Origin of the sequence: Teichococcus rhizosphaerae (genome assembly GCF_002631185.1) — a bacterium.
Classification (GTDB): domain Bacteria; phylum Pseudomonadota; class Alphaproteobacteria; order Acetobacterales; family Acetobacteraceae; genus Pseudoroseomonas; species Pseudoroseomonas rhizosphaerae.
Window position 1 is genome coordinate 1 of record NZ_PDNU01000065.1, and the last position, 21,286, is coordinate 21,286.

A 21,286-nucleotide genomic window follows, 5' to 3' on the forward strand; every position below is an offset into this window, starting at 1 on the left:
ATTCAAAAACGCCGCCAAGCACATAACGCCAGACTTCGCTCCCAAAGGGCAGGTCATGGCGACAGCGGCGTTTGTCCTGCGCTTCCCAAATCACCAGGCGACAAGTTCTTCTCGCTTGTGCAGCATGCGGGGCATGCCGCGTTTCACCGAAGCCGGGCTGATCGCCCTTGCCCATGCCGCCCGCGCCACAAGCCGGAGCGATCCCTTTGCCAATCCGGTCCTGTCGGTGGCCCTGACCCTCAGCCGGCAGATGGATGAGGAGCAGGTTTCGCACGCCGAGCTGGCCGCCGCCCTGCGCCAGCTCGGCCACACCGCCTTCGCCGACAAGGCGCGGCGCCTGGCGCAACAGGCCGGCATCGACCTGAGCGACCCCGACGCAGCGCTGGCCGTCATCGCCACCCGCATCGCCCGCCCCGATCCGGATGACAGTCCCGTGCCCTTGGCGGTTTTCCGTGCCGCCTGTGAACGGCCCCGCGCCGCCGCCGTCTTCACCGCCCATCCCACCTTCAGCCTGCCGCGCGAATCAGGGCAGGCCCTGGCGCACACGGCCACCGGTCAGGCCCCGCCGGAGCACCTGCCGCTCCGCCCCGTGGCCCCCAGCCTGGCCGAGGAGTTCGAGCAGGCCGCCGCCGCCATCGCCAATGGCCGCGATGCGCTGGACCGCCTGGCCGCCGCCTTTCTCGGCACCGCCCGCGCCATCTGGCCCGACCGCTGGACACGGCTGAACCCGCGCCCCGTCATCCTCGCCTCCTGGGTGGGCTATGACACGGATGGCCGCACCGATATCGGCTGGCACGACACGCTGCGGCTGCGGCTGCGGATGAAGCGGCTGCAACTGGCGCGCCTTTCCGGCCAGCTCGCCGCCCTGCCGGAGCCCTGCACCGCCCCCCTTCGCGCCCGGCTGGACGAGGCCATGGCGGCGGTCGACGAGCAGATCGCCAGCTGCCCGCCCCCCGGCCCCGTGAAGCCGGAAGCGGCGCAGGCCTTTGCCCAGGCCCTGGTCGGCCGGCGGGAGGCCGCCCTCACCACGCCGCAGCCCCTGATCGAGCTGTTTCCGGCCGCCATCGCCACCGCGCCGGACGAGCGGACGAGCCTCGCCCTTTGCGTCGCGCGCGCCGGGCTGGTGGCGCATGGGCTGTCCCTCGCCCACACCCATGTCCGGCTGAATGCCGCGCAGCTGCACAATGCCGCGCGGCTGCGCTTCCCGCATTTCGGCAGCGGGCCGGAGGACCCTGCCCGCCGCCGCGCCCTTTTCGCCGCCATCAACACGGCGCTGGAGGAGGTCTCGGCCGAGCCGGTGGACATGGGCGGGCTGATGGCCGAGCAGGCCTCGGCCGCCCGGCTGATGATGACGGTGGCGCAGATCGCCAAGCATGTCGATGCGAGCCAGCCCGTCCGCTTCCTCGTGGCCGAGACGGAAAGCGGCTACACCCTGCTCGCCGCCCTGCTGCTGGCGCGGCTCGCCGGGGTCGAGGACCGCGTCGAGATCTCCCCCCTCTTCGAGACCGCCGAGGCGCTGGAGCGGCGTGGCGAACGGGTGCTGGAGGAAGCGCTGCGCAGCCCGCACTGGCGGGCGCATCTGCGCCGCGTCGGGCGGCTCTGCCTGCAGTTCGGCTACTCCGATTCCGGCCGCTATGTCGGGCAGGTCGCCGCCACCCACCTGATCGAGCGGCTCAAGCTGCGCATCGTCGATCTGCTGGCGCGGCACGGGCTGCAATCGCTGGAGGTGGTGCTGTTCGACACCCATGGCGAGGGCCTCGGCCGCGGCGGCCACCCTGATGGGCTGGCGGCGCGCTTCGACTACCTGGACCCTCCCGCCGTGCGCGCCGCCTTCGCCGCACATGGCACCCCCACCCGGGTCGAGACCTCCTTCCAGGGGGGTGACGGGTATCTCCTGTTCGGCGCGCCGCCGCTGGCCCTGGCGACCGTGGCGCGCATCGCCGAGCACGCCTTCGCCCCCCTGCCGGAAGGCGAGCCGGACCCTGTCTATGCCGAGGGCGGCTTCGCCACCGATCTCTTCGCCGGCGCCCGCGCCGCCTTCAACGGGCTGGTGGAGGACCGCGGCTATGCCGCGCTGCTCGGCGCCTTCGGCCCGGCGCTGCTGGACCGGACCGGCAGCCGCCCGGCCAACCGGCAGAGCGACACGGGCGGCCCCGCCACCATCCGCCACCCGCGCGAGCTGCGCGCCATTCCCAACAACGCCGTGCTCCAGCAGCTCGGCTTCCCGGCCAACCTGATGCACGGCCTCGGCCATGGCGCCGTGCAGGAGGCGGAGGCCTTCGCCGACCTGCTGCGCCGCAGCCCGCGCTTCGCCAATGCGCTCGCCTTCGCCCGCGCGGGCCTCGCCCTGTCGGATGCCGATGTGCTGCGCGGCTATGTCGCCAGCCTCGACCCCGGCACCTGGCTGGACCGCGCGGCGCAGACCCGCCGCCCCGGCCGCGCCGCCGCCCTGCTGGCCGTGGCCGCCGCGCTGGAGGAGCTTGGCCTGGGCGACCCCGCCCGCGCCGTGTTCCGCCGCCTGAAGGCAGACGACCTGGCGCTCCGCGCCGCCTGGCCTTCCGACCTGCCGCTGCCCGGCGGCGGCCTCGGCGTGCCGCGCATGAGCGACCGGCTCTTCGCCCTGCACGCGCTGCGCCTTTGCCTGATCCACCGGATCTGGCTGCTGGCGGTGGAGGTGCCGGATTTCTCGCCCCGCCACGGCATCACGCGGGAAGGGCTGGTGCAGCGCCTGCTGCGGCTGGACGTGGACGGCGCCGTGTCGCTGCTCGACGAGGTGTTCCCCATCGCCGACCCGCCCGGCGCCGAGCTGGACTTCGCCGAGCCCGCCTCGCCCCGCCATGGCGGCTATGGGCGGGAGCAGGAGGAGATCATCCGGCCGCTGCGCGAGCTGTTCGCCATGGTGCGGGAGGTGTCCGCCATCGTCTCGCTGGAATGCGGCGCCTTCGGTTAAGGTGAGGCCCGGCTGGGTGGAGGCCCTGACCGGGCGAGGGTGTCCTTCAAGGGAAAAAGGCCGGAGCGGCTGACCACCGCCACCCCGCTTCGCGCGGAACTTGATCTGGTTCAAGGACGCAGGGCTGCCGTCCGGGTAAGCCCTGCGGCATGTCGCCCGAAACCGCCGCCCGATACGCCGCCGCCGCGCTGCCGCGCTACACCTCCTACCCCACCGCGCCGCATTTCACGCCGCTGGCGGAGCAGGATTACCGCCGCTGGCTGGCGGGCATCGGCGCAGCGGACGCGCTCTCGCTCTATGTCCACATCCCCTTCTGCGAGAGCCTGTGCTGGTATTGCGGCTGCCACACCAGCGTGACGCGACAGCCCGCCCGCCTGGCGCGCTACACGGATGCGCTGCTGGCCGAGGCGGCGCTCCTTTCGTCGGCGCTGCCGGCCCATGGCGGGGTTTCGGCCCTGCATCTCGGCGGCGGCACGCCGTCCGCCATCGGCGCGGAGGGGCTGGCCCGCCTGTTCGCGGCGCTGCGCGCGCATTTCCCCTTCCGCGACACGGCGGAGGTGGCGGCGGAGCTGGACCCGCGCGTGCTGACGCCGGAGATCGCCGATGCGCTGGCGGGGGGTGGCGTCAACCGCGCCAGCCTCGGCGTGCAGGACATCGACCCCGAGGTGCAGCGGCGCATCGGCCGCGTGCAGCCCTCCGAGCAGGTGGCCGGCGCCATGGCGCTGCTGCGCGGGCGCGGGATCGCCGCCGTCAACCTGGACCTGATGTATGGCCTGCCGGGCCAGGGCATCGCGCAGGTGGAGGCCAGCGCCCGCTTCGCCGCCGCGCTGGGCGCGGACCGCGTGGCGGTGTTCGGCTACGCCCATGTGCCCTGGATGAAGCCGGCGCAGAACGCCATCGACACCGCCAGCCTGCCCGGCGCCGCGGCGCGGATGGAGCAGGCCGAGGCCGCCGCCGCCGTGCTGGAGGGAGCGGGCTATGTCCGCATCGGGCTCGACCATTTCGCCCGCCCCGATGACCCCATGGCGCGCGCGGCGGCGGCCGGCACGCTGCGCCGCAACTTCCAGGGCTACACCACCGACGCGGCACCGGTGCTGCTCGGCCTCGGCGCCTCCTCCATCGGCCGCGTGCCGGCGGGCTTCGCGCAGAACCTGCCGGGCGAGCGGGACTGGCTGGCGGCGGTGCAGGCCGGCCGCCTGCCGGTGGCGAAGGGCCGCGCCCTCTCGCCCGAGGACCGGCTGCGCGGTGGGCTGATCGAGCGGCTGATGTGCGACCTGGAGCTGGATCTCCGCGCCGTGCCGCCGCCCGTGCTGGCGGCGGCCCGCCCGCGGCTCGATGCGCTGCTGGCCGATGGCGTGGCGGCGGAGCGGGAGGGGCGGCTGCTGGTGCGGGAGCGGCGCTTCCTGCGCCATGCCGCGGCGGCGTTCGACGCCTATCTGGGCCAGGGCCCCGGCCGCCACAGCCAGGCGGCCTGACGCACGCCAGCGCAGATGTTCGGCTGCTGCGCCGAGAGCCGCCCATTTCGCATGCAGGCGACGCCGCCACGGAGGAAAAGCCGTGGCGGCGCGCGTTGTTGCGGTATGGCGGGAACGCTAGCCTCGCGGCGTCCGGAGATTTCAGCATGACCCTGTTCCGCCGTACCCTGGGCGCCACCCTGCTCGCCGGCCCCGCCCTGCGCGCCGCATCCGCGCAGACCGGCGCCGCGCCGTCCTGGCCCAGCCGCCCGGTGCGGATGATGGTGGGCTTCGCGCCCGGCGGCTTCACCGACATCGTCGCCCGCGCCGTGGCCGAGCACTACGCCTCCGTCCTCGGCCAGCCTTTCGTGATCGAGAGCCGTTCGGGCGCCTCCGGCACCATCGCCACCAATGCGGTGGCCAAGGCGGCGCCGGACGGGTCGCTGCTGCTGTTCGGCCATTCCACGCCGAACGCGGTGGCGGCGGCCCTGTTCAGCAACCTGCCCTACGACCCGCTGCGCGACCTGACGCCGGTGGCGCAGATCGCGGTGCACCCGCACCTGCTGGTGGTGCCGGCGGATTCTCCCTTCCGGAGCGTCGATGCGCTGATCGCCGCGGCGCGGGAGAAGCCGGGCTCGGTGACCTACTCCTCGGCGGGCATCGGCTCGGTGCACCACCTGGCCTGCGCCACCCTGGCGCAGAAGGCCGGCGTCAGCCTGACGCATGTGCCCTATCGCGGCAGCGCGCCCGCCATGGCCGACCTGCTGGCCGGCCGCGTCGGCATGACGATCGACGGCGTCAGCGCCGTGGCGCCGCAGATCGCCGAGGGCAAGCTGCGGCCGCTGGCGGCGGGCACGCTGGCGCGAATCGCCCGCTACCCGGACCTGCCGACCTTGCAGGAGCTGGGCTATGGCGAGATCGACGCGATGAGCTGGGTCGGCGTGTTCGGCCCGCCCGGCCTGCCGGACGAGATCGTCGACCGGCTGGTGGCCGCCAGCGACAGCGCCATGCGCTCGCCCGGCATGATCAAGGTGATCGCCGATGGCGGCTCGCTGCCTGCCGCCCGGCGCGGCGCCGGGTTCCGCGACTTCGTGGCCCTGGAGATCGAGCGCTACAAGGCCGTGCTGGGCGACGGCCAGATCACGCTCGACTGACAGGAAAAAGACAGGGTCCAGGGGAATTCCTTCCCCTGGCCTTCCTTGTGCTTACTTCACCTGCACGTAGCGCAGCGGGAAGTAGTTGTCGGCCGGCTGCACCAGCTCGATGTTGGTGCGCGTCGCCCAGATGACCTGCTGCTGGTGCAGCGGGATGTAGAGCGCCTCGTCATGGATGATCTTGCTGGCCGCGGCGATCATCGCGTTGCGCTTGGTCTCGTCCGACTCGACCGACATGTCCTGGATCAGCTTGTCCAGCGCGGCGTTGGAGAAGCCGCCATTGTTGAACACGCCGCGCGTGCCGTCGCGCGTGCCAGCCAGGTTGAAGAAGGCGTTGTGCGCGTCGTAGGTCGTGGGCGTCCAGCCCAGCAGGTAGAAGCTGGTGTTGTAGCCGGGCGGGTTGATCTCGGCGAAGTAGCGCGCGCGGGTCTGCGCGTTCAGCGTCACCCGCATGCCGGCGCGCGCCAGCATGGAGACGATGGCGGTGCAGATCGCCTCGTCGTTCACATAGCGGTCGTTCGGGCAGTCCAGCGTCACGCCGAAGCCGTTCGGGTAGCCCGCCTCGGCCAGCAGCTTCCTGGCCGCCTCGGGGTCGTACTTGTAGCGGGTGTCGTTGGCCTCCTCGAAGCCGTTGACGCCGGGGCCGAAGATCTGGCCCGTGGGGCGGGACTGGCCGCGCATGACGCGCGTCTTGATCGCCTCGATGTCGATGGCGTGGTAGAAGGCGCGGCGCACGCGCACGTCCTTGAAGGGGTTCTTGCCCTTCACGTCGGACTTCAGCAGCTCGTCGCGCATCTGGTCCAGGCCCAGATAGATGGTGCGCAGCTCCGGCCCCTGCAGGATGCGGGTGTTCTGCGCCCGGCGGATGCGCTCCACGTCCTGCGGCGGCACGGTGTAGAGCATGTCCACCTCGCCCGAGAGCAGGGCGGCGACCCGCGTCGCGTCATTGGCGATGATGTTCAGCTCGACGCGGGTCAGGTTGTGCTCGGGCTTGTCCCACCAGCCGGCATTGGGCTCCAGCACGGTGCGGCGGTCGGGCTCGCGGCTGACCAGCTTGAACGGGCCCGTGCCCATGGCGTTGCGGGTGGCGAAGTTCTCCTCGCGCGAGGTCAGGTCGGCCGGGGTGGTGGCGTTGTTCTTCTCCGACCATGCCTTGGACATCATCGCCCAGTTGGTCAGCCCCTGCGGCAGGATCGGGTCCGGCGCCCGGGTGATGAAGTCCACCGTGTGGTCGTCCACCTTCCTGATCTCGGACACCGAGGCGAGGACCGACTGCATGTTGGAGCCCTTGGCGCGCACGCGCTCGGCGCTGAACAGCACGTCGTCCGCGGTGAAGGGGGTGCCGTCGGAGAACTTCACGCCCTGGCGCAGGGTGAAGCGCCAGGAGGTCGGGCTGGTCTGCTCCCACTTCTCGGCCAGCGCCGGCTCCAGCTCCAGCTCGCGGTTGCGGCGCACCAGCGGCTCGTAGATGTTGGCCATGAAGGAGAGAAGGAAGGTCTCCTGCCGCGTGTAGGGGTCCATCGAGTTGACGTCGCCGTCATTGGCCCAGCGGAAGGTCTTGGCGTCGGCCGGCAGGCCGGCCAGCGCCGTGCCGGCGAGCAGGGCTGTGGCGAGGAGGATACGGCGCATCGGAAGCGGCTCCCTGGGTTCGTTTATCACCCGGACGTTAAGGCCTTTTCCGCCGCCGGCAATGGGGAGCCGCGCTCAGCCGGCGCGAAGATGCTCCTGCAGCCGCGGCATCAGCTCCACCAGGTTGCAGGGCCTGTGGCGGCTGTCGAGCTGGAAGCGGAGGATGTCGTCCCAGCCATCCTTCACCGCCCCCGAGGAGCCGGGGAGCGCGAACAGGTAGGTGCCGCCCGCCACCCCGCCAATGGCGCGGGACTGGATGGTGGAGGTGCCGATCTTGGCATAGCTCAACATCCGGAACAGCTCGCCGAAGCCGCCGATCTCCTTTTCCAGCACGCGCGCGAAGGCCTCTGGCGTCACGTCCCGCCCGGTGATGCCGGTGCCGCCCGTGGTGATGCCGACATCGACCGCCGGGTCCGCCACCCATTCGCGCAGCACCGTCTCGATGGCCTCCGGCTCGTCGCGCACGATGCGGCGGGAGTGCAGCGCGTGGCCCGCCCCCGCGATCCGCTCGGCCAGCAGCGCGCCGGAGCGGTCGCTGGCCAGGTCGCGCGTGTCGGACACGGTGAGCACGGCGATGGAGACCGGCAGGAAGCGGAGCGATTCGTCGATCGGCATGGTGCGGGTCCTTCTCGCGGCGCCGGGCAGGCGCGCCTCAGGCGGGGGCGACCATCACCCGGTTCCGCCCGGCGCGCTTGGCCGCGTAGAGCGCGGCATCGGCTGCCGATATCATCGCCTCCGCCTCCGCGCCACCTTCCGGGCCCGCCCCGCCGGGGGCGTTGCCGGCGATGCCGGCGCTGAAGGTCACGCCGAAGCTGCCCCCCTCTGTCTCGAAGGAGGCGGCGGCGAAGCGCTCGCGCAGGTGGTCGATGATGCCGCGCGCCTCCTCCGGCCCGGTGCCGATCATCAGGGCGGCGAACTCCTCCCCGCCATAGCGGCCGATCACGTCGGTGCGGCGCAGCCGCTTCTGCAGGCTGCGCGCCAGGCCGCGGATCACCCGGTCGCCCACCAGGTGGCCGTGGGTGTCGTTGACCGACTTGAAGTGGTCGAGGTCGAAGATCACCAGGCTCAGCGTGGTGCCGTGGCGGCGGGCGCGCTCCAGCTCCAGCCCCAGCCGCTCCTTGAAGCGGGCATGGTTGAGCAGGCCGGTCAGGCTGTCGCTCTCCATCACGGCGCGCAGCGCGCGCGCCCGCTCGGCGCGCAGCCGCACCAGCGTCACCAGCCGGTCGAGGTCGACAGGCTTGGGGATGAAGTCGTCGCCGCCGAGGCGCCGGGCCAGGATCTGCCGCTCCGTGTCCTGCTCGGCCGACAGGAACAGGATGGGCAGCGAGAGGTGCCGTCGGGTCTGCCGGATCACCCGCGCCAGCTCGATGCCGTCGATCCCCGGCATCTGCAGGTCCATCAGGATCAGGTCCGGCGCCGTGGCGGCGATCACCTCGATCGCCTGGGCCGGGTCGGAGACGCTGGTCACCTGCATCCCCGCCTGGCGCAGCGCCATGGCATAGGCGGCGGCCAGCAGCCGGTCGTCATCGACGATGACGATGGTGTAGCGCGTCTCGGCGCGGCCGCCGGCGAAGTGGTCGAGCCAGTCGGCCAGCTCGTTCACCTCCAGCGGCTTGGCCACCAGCGCCTCCACGCCTGCGCGGGCGGCGGCGAGGCGGTTCTCGAAGGAGCTGTCCTCGGCCAGCAGGATCAGCGGGCAGCGGCCGGCGAGGCGGGCGCAGACCGCCAGCGGGTCGGGCACCGCGTCGTCGATCACCGCGGCCGAGAGCGGCCCCTCGGGCAGCGCGCCCTCCAGCACCTCGCGCTCGGAGGCGCGCCGCACGCTGTAGCCGAGATTGGCGATGACGGCGGACAGCATCGCCTGCTCCTCCGCCTCGGCGAACAGGAAGATGGGCTCGCCATGCTCGGCCGGGCTGGCCTGGCCGGGATCGGCGCCGTCCTCCTCGGCGCCGGCGGGGCCAGCCTCCCAGGCCGCGGCCACCGCCGCCACCTGGGCGCCGGCCTGGCGCAGCCGGTCGCCGCCCGGCGCGGGGGTGTCGCGCAGGCCGAGCAGCAGCAGCTCGAGCGGCGCCGCGGCCTTGGACAGCGCGGGAAAGCCGAAGGTGCCGCCTGCCCCGGCCAGCCGGTGGGCCGAGGCCGCGAGTTCGCCGAGCCGGGCGCGGTCGGCGTCGTCCCAGGGGCGGCGGGGCTGCAGCGCGGCCCAGCCGGCCGACAGCTCCCGCACCCGCTCGCCCAGGCGCTGCACCCCGTCGGCGCGCAGCCGCCGCAGGGCGTCGCGCATCTCGGCCTCGGCCCCCATCAGCTCAGTCATCGCGCCCGGCCCATATCGCGCGCACGGTGGCGGAAAGCGTCATCGGGTCGAAGGGCTTGGAGATGACGTCGAGCGTGCCGAGCGCCCGGTAGCGGGAAACCTCCTGCGGCTGCACCTTGGCGGTCATGAAGATGGCGGGCACGCCGGCGATGGCGGGCAGGGCGCGCAGCCGCTCCAGCGTGGTGGGGCCGTCCATGCCGGGCATCATCACGTCGAGCAGCAGAAGCTGCGGCGCGAAGCCCGCCGCCTTCTCCAGCGCCTGCTGGCCCGATTCGCAGGGCTCCACGACAAAGCCGCCCACCGCCTTCAGCGCGAAGGTGGCGACCTTGCGCACGTCGTGGTCGTCCTCGACGTAGAGGATGCGCGAGAGCGCCTCGCCTCCAGGGCTCATGCCAGTGTCTCCGTGCTCTGCCGTGGCTCGCCGCCATCGCGCGCCTCATCCGCCGCCTCCGCGCGGGATGGGCGGGCGGCGTCCATCAGGTGGCGGATGGTGTCGTGCAGCACGCCGTTCTCGGTGCGGCTCTTCACCAGCGTGCCGGCCACCTCGCGCGCCGTGCGGTGGTCGGCGTCGGTGGCGGAGAAGACCAGCACCGGCGGCGGCCGGTCCATGGCGCGGATGTCCTGGATCAGGTCCAGCCCGCTGCCGTCGGGCAGGCCGAGGTCGATGATCACCAGGGCGAAGCGCAGCTCCCCGGCCAGGGCGGCGCGCGCCTCGGCCAGGTTGCGCGCCGGCACCAGCCGCGCCTCCTCGCCCATCACGGCGGACACGACGCGGGTGATGTCCTGGTCGTCCTCGACGTGCAGGATGCGGGCCGGGCCCTCGCTGCCCTGCAGGGCGCGGCGCAGCGCGTCGCGCAGCCGGCCCTGGCTGATCGGCTTGTCCAGCCAGTCCACCACCCCCACCGCGTCGCCGTTCAGCTCCTGCCGGCCGAGCGCGGCGGTGGCGGAGATCACCACCACGGGCAGCGCCTTGCCGTCGGGGCGCTGGCGCAGGCGGCGGAACAGCGAGATCCCGTCCACGTCCGGCAGCATGAGGTCGAGCGTCATGGCGTCGAAGGTCTCGCGGTCCATCCGCTCGAAGGCCTCCCGCGCGTTGTGCGCGATCACCCCGTCCCAGCCATGCTCGTCGAGCAGCATCTGCAGCAGCATGGCGACGGCCGGCTCGTCCTCCACGATCAGCACGCGCGGGCGGCGCGCCTCGCGCGGGGCGGGGCTGGGCAGGGTGCTGCGGTCCACCAGCCGGGGCAGGGTGAAGAAGAAGCAGGTGCCGCCCCCCTCGGCATCGGTGAAGCCCATGCTGCCGGCATGGTGCTCGATGATGGCGCGGCTGATCGACAGGCCGAGGCCGGTGCCGCCCTTCTGCCGCACGTCGCTCGAATCCGCCTGGGCGAAGCGCTGGAAGATGCGGCCTCGGAAGGCCTGCGGGATCCCCGGCCCATGGTCGCGCACGCGGAAGGTGACGTCCCCCGCCTCCACCTCCAGCGACAGCTCCACCACGCTGCCGGCGGGCGAGAACTTGGCGGCGTTGGAGAGCAGGTTGGCCAGCACCTGCTGGATGCGCGCCACGTCGGCATAGACATCGGCATCGACCGTGCCGTCGCCCGCGGCCTCGAGGCGCACCTCGAACTGCGCGGCATAGGCGGCGTTGGCGGCCTGGGCCTGGGCGAGCAGGGCGCGGGCCGAGACCCGCTCGCGCCGGAACTCCAGCCGGCCGGCCTCGATCTTCTCGATGTCGAGGATGTCGTTGACCAGCAGCACCAGCCGCTCGGAGTTCTTGTGGGCGATGTCGAGCAGCTCGCGCACCTCCTCGGGCAGCGCGCCGGCGACGCCGCCCGTCACCAGCCCGAGCGAGGCGCGGATGGAGGTCAGCGGCGTGCGCAGCTCGTGGCTGACGGTGGAGACGAACTCGCTCTTGAGCTCGTCCAGCCGGCGCCGCTCGGTCACGTCGCGCAGCACGCAGACGGAGGCGCTGTTGCCGCTCTCGTTGTAGCGGCCGATCGAGAGGTCGGCGGTGAAGACGCTGCCATCGGCGCGGCGCGCCTGCACCTCGCCCGAGCGCGCGCCATAGGCCGGCACCAGCGCCTGGACGGGGCTGCCGATGATCTCGGCCAGCGGCTGGCGGAACTGGCGCGCGGCGGCGGCGTTGGCCACCTGCACGCGGCTGCTGGAATCGACCAGCAGGATCGGGTCCCGCGCGTGGTCGAGGATGGATTGCAACTGGCCGCGGCTTTCCCACAGGGCGGCATTGGCGGCGTCGGCCGCCTGCTTGGCCTCCTCCAGCGCGTGGTAGCGCACCGCATTGCCCCGCAGGTAGCGGTGGAAGCTCCAGACGGCGGCCAGCGCCAGCGCCACCAGCGCCACGAACAGCGCCAGGAACAGCGCGCGCAGCTGCGCCATGCGGCCGGCATAGGCCTCGTTGAAGCGGGCCAGCTCGTTCCGCTCATAGGTGATCATGGCATCGATGCGGCTGCTCAGGCGGTTGCGCTCGGCGACCGCCTCGCGCAGCAGCATCGGCAGATCCAGCCCCTCGCCGAGGCGGCGGTTCACGGTCTCGTCCAGCCGCGTGGCGAACAGCTCCGCCGCCTCGGCCAGCTCGGCGGCGGACCAGGCCTGGGTGGGGCTGTCGGCCACCAGGCGCTGCAGCGCCGCCTGCCGGTCCAGCACGCGCTGCCGGGCCGCGGCATAGCCCCCCTGCGGGGCATCGGGCGCGCGGGACAGGATGAGGTTGCGCTCGACCACCATCTCGAACAGCGCGCTGCGCAGCTCCAGCAGGCTGGCGACGACGCTGTGGCTGCCATCCATCGCCTCGCGCTGGGCGCGGCCATCCGCCAGCACCCGGCTCCCCACCGCGGCACCGGCCAGGAGCAGCAACAGCAGCAGCAGCGAGATGCCCAGGATGACAAGGCGGACGCGACGCAGCGAGTTGGCCATGGGCGGTCCGGGAGCAACGGGAGGGCGGCGGGGCTGCCCGGGCGCGACATGCGCCTCCTGCACTTGGCACAACCCGGGCGAGCCGCGCAACCACCGGGAATGTCTAGATTTTCATGAAAGATCGCGGCTATGCGCGGAATTTCGACGGGGCCGGACCGCCCGAGAGCGGCCCGGCCCCGCCCCGTTCAGCGGGAGGCCGTGCGGGCCGCGCGGCGCAGCGGGGGCTGCTCGGCCAGTTCCAGCGGCGCGCTGCCGAAGCGCGGGAAGCTGCCCCCGGCCAGCGCGTCGAGGCTCGGCGAGGGCAGGCCGAGGCGGCTGGCATAGATCCAGGAATAGGACAGCACGCGCTGGACGAAGATCCGCGTCTCGCCCACCGGGATCGATTCGATGAACAGGAAGGGGTCGTCCTGGTGGCGCACATTGGGCGCCCAGCGCCCGACATTGCCCGGCCCGTTGTTGTAGGCGGCGAGCAGGCGGATCAGGTCGCCATCCACCACCTCGCGCGCCGTGAGGTGGTGCAGGTAGCGTTGCGCCAGCTCCAGCGAGAAGGCCGGGTCGTCCAGCCGCCGCATGCCGCCGCTGCCGCGCAGGCCGGGATCGCCCACGATGTAGGCGGCGGTGGCGGGCATGATCTGCATCAGCCCGCGCGCCCCCACCGGCGAGACCGCCCGGGGGTCGAAGCGCGACTCCTGGAGCGCGAGGCCGTAGAGCAGCGCCGGGTCCACCCGGAAGCCGCTCAGCGGCTCGAGCCGCGGCAGCGGGTAGCGGTCATAGTCGCGCGGGCGGCCGTCATTGGTCTGGGCGAGCGCCGCGACCTGCGAGGCGAGGTCGGTCATGCCTGCCTGGCTGGCCACCGCCAGCATGGCGCGCGAAAGGCCGGAATTGCCCTGCGCCATCGGCCAGAGCCGGCGCAGCTCCTGCTCCGCCCGCTCCTTCTGGCCGATCTGCAGCAGGGCGAGCGCCCGCCAGCCGGCCGCGGTCTCGGCGAGGGCCGCGCCCTCGGCGGCCCCGGCCAGCTCGCGCTCCCAGGCGAAGCCCGGGGCCAGCCCCAGCACGCGGCGCGCCACCAGACCGTAGAAGGTGCGCGGCTCCTGCGCCGCCTGCAGCATCCAGGGCACGTAGAGCTGCGGCCGCCGGGTGCGGATGGCGGCGCGCGCCGTCCAGAAGGCGGCGGCGGCGCGCAGCGCGGGGGTGGCGTTGTCGGCCCGGGCGGCGGCCTCGAACTGGGCCAGCGCCAGCTCCGGCCGGCCCATGCCCCAGGCCGAGAGGCCGGCGATGAAGGCCGGCTGCGCCACCTGCGGGAACTGCCGCGCCGCCTGCGCGGCGATGCGGTGGGCCTCCTCGTCGCGGCCCTTGTGGAACAGGACGAGCGCGGCCTCGCTGCGCGCGCGTGCCTCGGCGCTGACATTGCGCGCGGCGGGCTCGCGCTCCTCCGGCACCACGTCGGCGTCCGCGGCGAGGTACTCGTCCGGCGGCGCGGGGGGCTGCGGCGCGTTGCGCGGCAGGCGCCGGCGCAGCGTGGCGTGGATCAGGGCCGCGTCCGGGTGGTCGGAATATTCCGCCAGCCAGGCATACAGCTCCTGCACCGTGGGCTCGGCCGCGCCGGGCTGGCGCCAGCGGTCGGCCAGCACATGGCCCATCAGCCGGCGGTCCTCCAGCCGCTCGGCCTCCCGGGCCGCGCCGGCCGGGTCGCCTTGCGCCTGCAGCCGGAAGATCCGGGACAGGCGCGCCGCGTCGGACGGGGCCAGGGGGTGTGGGAGTCCCGCCACGCCTGCATCCAGGGTGGGGTGTGGGACACTCAAAGCCCGCTCAAGGGGGGCGGTCTCTCCGGCCCGTTGCGCCATGGCCGGGACCTGAGCCCCGGCACACAGCGACGCCGCCCATCCCAGCCCAAGGGCCAGCACGGGTGAACGCAGGGCCATGGTGCAGAACGCTCGCATGGCGGGATTGGCGTTAGCGGGGCAGGAGCGTTCCGGCAACTCCGGAAGCCGGGACGAGTCTCATGCCATGAGGCATGGCCTGGGATATCAGGGGAAACCCCGGGGAGGTTTCATTACAATCTTCGCAAATTATTTACGCGAGGGTGGTGAATCGCCGTCCAGGGTGCGCCGCAGCAAAAGCAGGTCGGACCAGGCCTCGCGCTTGGCGGCCGGGTTGCGGAGCAGGTAGGCGGGGTGCAGGGTGGGCAGCGCCGGCAGCGTGCCCGCCCCCCCCGCGCCGTCGAGGGCGAGGTCGTGCCAGCGGCCGCGCAGGCGGGTGATGCCCTCCTTCGCCCGCAGCAGCGCCTTGGCCGACACGCCGCCCAGCATCACCACATGGCGCGGCCGCACCAGCGCGATGTGGCGCAGCACCAGCGGCAGGAACTGGGCGATCTCGGCATCGGTCGGCGTGCGGTTGCCGGGCGGGCGCCAGGGCAGGATGTTGGTGATGTAGAAGGCGCGCGCCGGCTCCTCCGCCGCCCGGTCCAGCCCGATGCTGGCCAGCATCCGGTCCAGCAGCTGGCCGGAAACGCCGACAAAGGGGCGGCCCAGCCGGTCTTCGTCGCCGCCCGGCGCCTCGCCGATGAACATCAGCCCCGAATCCGGGTTGCCGTCGCCGAAGACCAGGTTGGTGGCGGTGTCGCGCAGCGGCGTCGGCACCTCGCGCATGGCCTCGCGCAGCGCCTCCAGGCTGTGCGCGGCGGCGGCGAGGCCGGCGGCGGCGAGCACGGGCTGCGGCGGCGGCGCGCCGGGCGGCAGGGAAGGGGCGGCCGCGCGGCGCGCGGCGCGCGGCGCCAGCGCGGCGCCGGGGGCCGGCGCGGCGCTGGAAACCTGCTCCGGCGCGGCCCGGCGTGGCGGCGGCGCGGCCAGCCGGTCCAGCGGCGCCTCGGCCAGCGCCTCGTCCATGCCCCAGTCCAGCTGCAGCCGCAGCGCGGCCAGCAGGGCCTCGGTCTCGGACGGGTCGGGGGTGGCGGCGTTCATGGCTCCCGCCATATCGGGGTGCGATGGGGTTCCGCGCAACCCGCGATCAGGCTAAGGCGCTGGACGCGGGACGAAAGGGAGAACGGCAAGGTGTCCGAACGCGAGAGCATGGAATTCGATGTGCTGATCGTGGGCGCCGGCCCTGCGGGGCTGGCGGCGGCGATCCGGCTGAAGCAGCTCTCGCCGGAAGCGGCGGTCTGCGTGGTGGAGAAGGGCTCGGAGGTGGGCGCCCACATCCTCTCGGGCGCGGTGATCGAGCCGCGCGCCCTGGATGAGCTGCTGCCCGACTGGCGCGACGACCCGCCGGGCCTGGCCACGCCGGCGGGCGAGGACAGCTTCATGTTCCTGACGGAGACGAAGGCCTACAAGCTGCCGACGCCGCCGCAGATGCACAACCACGGCAACTACATCGTCAGCCTGGGCAATGTCTGCCGCTGGCTGGGGGCCCGCGCCGAGGCGATGGGCGTCGAGATCTATCCGGGCTTCGCGGCCTCCGAGACCATCATCGAGGAGGGCGTGGTGCGCGGCGTCGTCGCCGGCGTCATGGGCATCACGCGCGAGGGCGAGGAAGGGCCGAACTACCAGCCGGGGATGGAGCTGCGCGCCCGCTACACCCTGTTCGGCGAGGGCTGCCGCGGCTCCCTCACCAAGAAGCTCCATGAGACCTTCGGCCTGCGCGAGGGCGTGCAGCCGCAGACCTACGCGCTCGGCATCAAGGAGCTGTGGGAGATCCCGAAGGAGAACCACACCCCGGGCAAGGTGTGGCACTCCGTCGGCTGGCCGCTGAAGTCCGACACCTATGGCGGCGCCTGGCTCTACATGCTGGGCGAGAACCTGGTCTCGGTCGGCTTCGTGGTGGGGCTCGACTATCCCAACACCTGGCTCTCGCCCTTCGACGAGATGCAGCGCTTCAAGACCCACCCCGAGGTGCGCAAGATGCTGGAGGGCGGCAAGCGCATCGCCTATGGCGCCCGCGCGCTGAACGAGGGCGGGCTCCAGTCCATCCCGAAGCTGGTCTTCCCCGGCGGCGCGCTGATCGGCGACACGGCGGGCTTCCTCAACGTGCCCAAGATCAAGGGCACCCACACCGCCATGAAGAGCGGCATGCTGGCCGCCGAGGCCGCCGCCGCCGCCCTGGCGGACGAGGCCGCCGGCCCCGTGCTGGACAGCTACCCGGAGGCGCTGCGCAACAGCTGGGTGTGGGAGGAGCTTTCCTCCGTCCGCAACATCCGCCCCGGCTTCGCCAAGTGGGGCCTCTATGGCGGCATGGTCAACGCGGCGCTGGAGACCTACCTGTTCCGCGGCAAGGCGCCCTGGACCATGGGGCACCACTACGACCACAAGGCGACGAAGCCCGCCGCCCAGTCCGAGAAGATCGCCTACCCCAAGCCGGACGGGAAGCTGACCTTCGACCGCCTGTCCTCGGTGTTCCTGTCCAACACCAACCACGAGGAGGACCAGCCGGCGCACCTGAAGCTGCGCGACCCCTCCAAGTGGCGCCCGGTGAACTGGGACACCTACCGCTCGCCGGAATCGCGCTACTGCCCGGCCGCCGTGTACGAGGCGGTGGGCGCCGAGGAGGGCGAGCCGCGCCTGGTGATCAACGCGCAGAACTGCGTGCACTGCAAGACCTGCGACATCAAGGACCCCGACCAGAACATCGACTGGTGCACGCCCGAGGGCGCGGGCGGGCCGAACTACATCGGCGGCATGTGAGGGGCGGCGGGCCGGGGGAGGGCCGCGCGCCCTTCCCGGCCCCGCTGGCCCGGCCCCCTTGGCCCGGCCCCCTTGGCCCGGCCCCCTTGGCCCGGCCCGCTGGCCCAGTTCGTTCCGGCCCCTCGGCCCGCCCTGCCTCAGCGCCAGCCGTAATCCGCGCGCGAGCAGGTCTCGACGCCGCGCCGCTCCCGCGACTGGCCGTTCATGTAGACCACCTTCATGTCCACCGCGCAGCCCCGGCCGGAGGGCAGGCCGATCCAGCGGTCGTGGCCCGGGTCCAGCGTGTCGTCGCCCAGGCGGTCGCGGCCCCAGCCGCGCTCGGTGCTGGGCGAGACGTAGAGCTCGCGGATGGTCCACTCCGTGCGGTTGGCGAAGCTGAAGGAAGGGTCGCCCGCGCCGCGGGAGATGCTGCCCCCCGCTCCGCCGCCGCGCACCGTGGCGCCCGCCCCGCCCCCGAAGGCCACGCGGGACAGGCCGCAGGCATTGACGTTGCGCCTCTCCTCCTCCCGCCCGCCCTGGTAGCGGACGCGGATGTCCAGCACGCAGTCCGGGGCCTGCGGGGTGACATGCACCTGCTCCCCCGGCGGCAGCACGGAACTGCCGAGGATGTCCGGCCCCCAGTTGCTCAGGCGCGAGGGCGAGACATAGGCGCTCTCGATGGCCTGGCCCGACTGGTTGGCCAGCCAGAAGCGGTTCTGCGCCGCGGCGGGCGCCGGGGTGGCGGCGGCCAGCCAGAAGGCCAGCGCGGCCATGAGGGAACGCATGGCGGTTTCCTCCGATCTGCGGAATGGGGGGCAGGGTGCCGCCCCGCCGCCGCGGCGACGCGGCCCCGCCCCGCCCGGCACCGCCATAACTGCCAGGTCCAGGCTTTCCGAAGCGTTTCCCGCCCGCGCGAAAAGGCTCTAGGCTGGGGGCATGGTCATGCTCGTTTCCCCGCGCCGCCTCGTCCTGCTGGCCGCCGCCCTGCTCGCCGGATGCGCGGCGGGGGGCGCGCCCGATGCCGCCTCCACGGGCGTGGGCGCGCCGCCTCGCGTCACCGCCGCCGGCGCCTATCTGGCGGGCCGCTTCGCCGCCGCCGAGACCGACACCGCCGCCGCCGCCAACCAGATGCTGCAGGCGCTGCGGCTGGCGCCCGAGGAGGAGGAGGTGCTGAACCGCGCCTTCCTGGCCACCGTGCTGGATGGCCGCCCCGAGGCGGTGCGCCTGGCCCGCCGCCTGCCGCGGAGCGAGCTCGCGGACATGCTGCTGGTCGGCGCCGACGCCATGGCCGGGCGCTGGGAGCGTGCCGAGGCGCGGCTGCGCGCCATGCCGCGCGGCGGGCCGGGGCAGGTGCTGCAGCCGCTGCTGCTGGCCTGGGCGCAGGCCGGGCGCGGCGCGACGGATGCCGCCCTGGCCACGCTGCGGCCGCGCATCGAGGGCGACCGGCTGCGCGGCCTGGCCGCGCTGCACGCCGCCATGATCGCCGACATCGCCAACCGCCCGCGCGAGGCGGAGCAGCTCGCCCGCGTGGCGCTGGCCGAGACGACGGAGCTGAACCTGCGGCTGGTGCAGGTGGTGGCCGGCATCCTGGAGCGCGGCGGCAAGTCGGTGGAAGCGATGCGGCTGGTGGACAGCGTCACCGGCAATGGCGACGAGCTGTCCCTGTTCAGCACGCCGGAGGAACGCCGGCGCCTGTTGCGCGGCCGTGCCGTGGCCTCGGCGGTGGAAGGCATGGCGGAGGCGCAGCTGGCGCTGGCCAGCGCGCTCCGCGGCCAGGCGGCGCCCGACCTGACCCTGCTGCTGGCCCGCCTGTCGCTGCGCCTGCGCCCCGACTTCGTGCCCGCCATGCTGCTGGCCGCCGACGCGCTGGCCGAGGGGCGCCACCCCGAGAGCGCGCTCGCCGTGCTGCGCGAGGTGCCGCAGGACGACCCGCTGACGCCGCTGGTGGCGTTGCGCCGCGCCGCCCTGCTGGACCGGCTGGACCGCCCCGACGAGGCGATCGCGACGCTGCGCCGGCTGGCCGAGGCGCGGCCCAACGCGTTGCAGCCCCATGCCAGGCTGGGCGACCTGCTGCGCGCCCGCGAGCGCTGGTCGGAATCGGCCGAGGCCTATGGCGCCGCCCTCGCGCGGGTGCCGCAGCCGGGGCGGGAGCACTGGGCGCTGTTCTATGCGCGCGGCATCGCGCTGGAGCGCTCCGGCCAGTGGCCGCAGGCCGAGGCCGACTTCCAGCGCGCCCTCGCCCTCTCGCCCGAGCAGCCCTATGTGCTGAACTATCTGGGCTATACCTGGGTGGAGCATGGCACGCGGCTGGCCGAGGCGCGCGGCATGCTGGAACGCGCCGCGGCGCTGCGCCCGCAGGACGGCAACATCGCCGACAGCCTGGGCTGGGCTCTGTTCAAGCTGGGCGACCTGCCGGCGGCCATCCGCTGGCTGGAAAAGGCGGTGGAGCTGGAATCGCGCAACAGCGTCATCAACGACCACCTGGGCGACGTCTACTGGGCCGCCGGCCGGCGGGTGGAGGCGCAATACCAATGGCGCCGCGCCCTGACGCTGGAGCCCGAGCCGGACGACGCGCCGCGCATCGCCGCCAAGCTGCGCGACGGGCCGGGCGCAGCACCCGCCGCCGGTTCCGCTGCCGGTTCGGCCCCCGGCGCGCCGCCGCGCTGAGGCCGTGCCGGACACCGCGCTGGCCGAGACCGCCCCGGCCAAGATCAACCTGCACCTGCACGTCGTCGGCCGCCGCGCCGATGGCTACCACCTGCTGGACAGCCTCGCCGCCTTCGCCGGCGCCGCCGACGCGCTGCGCTACCGCCCCGGCGGCCCGCTGGCCCTGGCGCTGGAAGGGCCGGAGGCGGGGGCGCTGGCGGCGGAGCCGGACAACCTGGTGCTGCGCGCCGCCCGGCTGCTGGCCGAGGCGGCGGGCCGCGCCCCCGGCGGCACGCTGGTGCTGGAGAAGCACCTGCCCGTGGCCTCCGGCATCGGCGGCGGCTCGGCCGACGCGGCCGCCGCGCTGCGGCTGCTGAGCCGCGCCTGGGGCCTGGGCTGGGAGACGGCGCGGCTGGCCCCGCTCGCCGCCCGCCTCGGCGCCGATGTGCCGGTCTGCCTCGACAGCCGCGCCGCCCGCATGGGCGGGGTGGGGGAGCGCCTTTCCGCCGCGCCCGCCCTGCCGCCGGCGGGGCTGGTGCTGGCCAATCCGCGCGTTCCGCTGGCCACGCCGGCGGTGTTCAGGGCGCGCCAGGAGATGCGGCCCGGCGGCTTCTCGGCCGAGGCGGCGCTGCCCGCCGCCTGGGCGGATGCCGGCGCCATGGCGCGGGACCTCGCCGCCTGCGGCAACGACCTGGAGGCGCCGGCCATCGCCCTGTGCCCGGCGGTGGCGGATGTGCTGGCGGCGCTGCGGGCGCTGCCCGGCTGCCTGCTGGCGCGGATGAGCGGCTCGGGCGCCACCTGCTTCGGCCTGTTCGAAACGCCGGCGGCGGCGGCCGGGGCCGCCCGCCACCTGCCTTCCGCCTGGTGGCGGTGGGGAGGGGGCTTTACGACAGGGGGGCGGCCCCTCTATTCAGCAGCCGGAGAGCCTGCTGGGGCGTAGCCAAGCGGTAAGGCAGCGGTTTTTGGTACCGCCATTCCCAGGTTCGAATCCTGGCGCCCCAACCAGCCGATTTTTCCTCGTGAAATCATCCACTTAGCTCTGAACTCACATCCGCGTGTAGCACGTCTGTGTAGCACCGTGTGTAGCATCGGAGATGCCGTGGGCACCCCCTACCTCAGCCGCCGTGGTAGTGCTTACTCGTACCGGGCTCGCGTCCCGGTTGACCTCATCAATCTTCTTGGCCGTCACGAAATAGTGATTGGGTTAGGAACCAACATCGCGAGCCAAGCTCGTGAGCGGGCCGGATACATGCATGCCCGTATCCTGCAGATTTGGAGCGACGCTCGACGCATGCCGGGTGACATAAAAGACAAGCAGGCCGCCATCGCCGAGGCTTTGGCGGCCCTGAGGCAGTTCAAGGCTATCCGAGAGTTCGCTGTCGAGCGGCACGACCGGACAATGGAAGATGTCCGCCTTATCGCGGAAGCGGAGGCTAGAAAGGCCGAAGTGGGCGCCCCGGGCGACATCCGTGATGCCTTGATTCGCCGGTTGCTTGCCCGGGTGGACACTCTCTCCCAGGCGGTTCAGGACCTGGAAAAGGCCCATCAAGGGGTCG

The 21,286-nt window shown here is 73.3% G+C and carries 15 protein-coding genes, 1 tRNA gene and 1 pseudogene; 9 read left to right on the forward strand and 8 right to left on the reverse strand.

All coding sequences use genetic code 11. The annotated features are described in order from the left end of the window. Positions 1 to 133 precede the first annotated feature (133 nt). The 3 genes from CR162_RS20120 to CR162_RS20130 all read left to right on the forward strand — a co-directional run bounded on the left by CR162_RS20120 (position 134) and on the right by CR162_RS20130 (position 5,558). The gene (locus CR162_RS20120) at positions 134 to 2,950 is read left to right on the forward strand and encodes a phosphoenolpyruvate carboxylase (RefSeq protein WP_099097294.1); all 2,817 of its coding nucleotides are present in this window, start codon (positions 134 to 136) and stop codon (positions 2,948 to 2,950) included. Positions 2,951 to 3,099: 149 nt separating this feature from the next. Then, on the forward strand, positions 3,100 to 4,425 hold the full coding sequence (gene hemN / locus CR162_RS20125; RefSeq protein WP_099097295.1) for an oxygen-independent coproporphyrinogen III oxidase: 1,326 nt from the start codon (positions 3,100 to 3,102) through the stop codon (positions 4,423 to 4,425). Between the two features lie 146 nt (positions 4,426 to 4,571). Next, positions 4,572 to 5,558, forward strand: a complete 987-nt coding sequence (locus CR162_RS20130) for a Bug family tripartite tricarboxylate transporter substrate binding protein (protein ID WP_099097296.1) — start codon at positions 4,572 to 4,574, stop codon at positions 5,556 to 5,558. A gap of 51 nt (positions 5,559 to 5,609) precedes the next feature. Here CR162_RS20130 and CR162_RS20135 read toward each other — a convergent pair whose 3' ends face one another. The 7 genes from CR162_RS20135 to CR162_RS20165 form a co-directional block, all read right to left on the reverse strand. Continuing rightward, entirely contained in the window at positions 5,610 to 7,187 is a 1,578-nt protein-coding gene (locus CR162_RS20135; protein ID WP_099097297.1) for an ABC transporter substrate-binding protein, read from the reverse strand. 75 nt (positions 7,188 to 7,262) lie between these two features. Continuing rightward, on the reverse strand, positions 7,263 to 7,802 hold the full coding sequence (gene moaB / locus CR162_RS20140; protein ID WP_099097298.1) for a molybdenum cofactor biosynthesis protein B: 540 nt from the start codon (positions 7,800 to 7,802) through the stop codon (positions 7,263 to 7,265). A 37-nt stretch (positions 7,803 to 7,839) separates the two neighbouring features. Beyond that, positions 7,840 to 9,498: a diguanylate cyclase gene (locus CR162_RS20145; RefSeq protein WP_099097299.1), complete on the reverse strand. Its 1,659-nt coding sequence runs from the start codon at positions 9,496 to 9,498 to the stop codon at positions 7,840 to 7,842. Continuing rightward, positions 9,491 to 9,889 (reverse strand): response regulator, encoded by a 399-nt coding sequence (locus CR162_RS20150; RefSeq protein WP_099097300.1) that lies wholly within the window; start codon positions 9,887 to 9,889, stop codon positions 9,491 to 9,493. Before CR162_RS20150 ends, CR162_RS20145 begins: the two co-directional genes overlap by 8 nt. Next, positions 9,886 to 12,429, reverse strand: a complete 2,544-nt coding sequence (locus CR162_RS20155) for an ATP-binding response regulator (protein WP_099097301.1) — start codon at positions 12,427 to 12,429, stop codon at positions 9,886 to 9,888. Before CR162_RS20155 ends, CR162_RS20150 begins: the two co-directional genes overlap by 4 nt. Positions 12,430 to 12,614: 185 nt before the next feature. Beyond that, positions 12,615 to 14,198: a lytic transglycosylase domain-containing protein gene (locus CR162_RS20160; protein ID WP_245870503.1), complete on the reverse strand. Its 1,584-nt coding sequence runs from the start codon at positions 14,196 to 14,198 to the stop codon at positions 12,615 to 12,617. Positions 14,199 to 14,498: 300 nt separating this feature from the next. Beyond that, the gene (locus tag CR162_RS20165; RefSeq protein ID WP_099097303.1) at positions 14,499 to 15,389 is read right to left on the reverse strand and encodes a uracil-DNA glycosylase; all 891 of its coding nucleotides are present in this window, start codon (positions 15,387 to 15,389) and stop codon (positions 14,499 to 14,501) included. Positions 15,390 to 15,479: 90 nt separating this feature from the next. Here CR162_RS20165 and CR162_RS20170 point away from each other — a divergent pair, with 90 nt between their 5' ends. Next, a complete protein-coding gene (locus tag CR162_RS20170) occupies positions 15,480 to 17,105 on the forward strand; it encodes an electron transfer flavoprotein-ubiquinone oxidoreductase (protein ID WP_099097304.1) in 1,626 nt (541 codons plus the stop codon). A gap of 137 nt (positions 17,106 to 17,242) precedes the next feature. Here CR162_RS20170 and CR162_RS20175 read toward each other — a convergent pair whose 3' ends face one another. Then, positions 17,243 to 17,869 carry a Tat pathway signal protein gene (locus CR162_RS20175; protein ID WP_099097305.1) on the reverse strand — a complete coding sequence of 209 codons (627 nt, stop codon included), beginning with the start codon at positions 17,867 to 17,869 and terminating at the stop codon, positions 17,243 to 17,245. Positions 17,870 to 18,020: 151 nt separating this feature from the next. On the opposite strand from CR162_RS20175, the gene CR162_RS20180 reads away from it, so the two are divergent. The 5 genes and pseudogenes from CR162_RS20180 to CR162_RS20195 form a co-directional block, all read left to right on the forward strand. Then, on the forward strand, positions 18,021 to 19,751 hold the full coding sequence (locus CR162_RS20180) for a tetratricopeptide repeat protein (RefSeq protein ID WP_099097306.1): 1,731 nt from the start codon (positions 18,021 to 18,023) through the stop codon (positions 19,749 to 19,751). A 4-nt stretch (positions 19,752 to 19,755) separates the two neighbouring features. After that, positions 19,756 to 20,670, forward strand: coding sequence for a 4-(cytidine 5'-diphospho)-2-C-methyl-D-erythritol kinase (locus CR162_RS20185; RefSeq protein ID WP_099097307.1), 915 nt, complete (start codon positions 19,756 to 19,758; stop codon positions 20,668 to 20,670). After that, positions 20,661 to 20,735: transfer RNA gene (locus tag CR162_RS20190), tRNA-Gln, on the forward strand. The genes CR162_RS20185 and CR162_RS20190 overlap by 10 nt, the downstream gene beginning before the upstream one ends. 94 nt (positions 20,736 to 20,829) lie before the next feature. Beyond that, positions 20,830 to 20,961, forward strand: a pseudogene (locus CR162_RS23290) (DUF6538 domain-containing protein); the annotation flags it as partial. Between the two features lie 18 nt (positions 20,962 to 20,979). Continuing rightward, a partial coding sequence (locus CR162_RS20195; RefSeq protein WP_141563263.1) for a hypothetical protein occupies positions 20,980 to 21,286 on the forward strand: 307 nt, incomplete at its 3' end.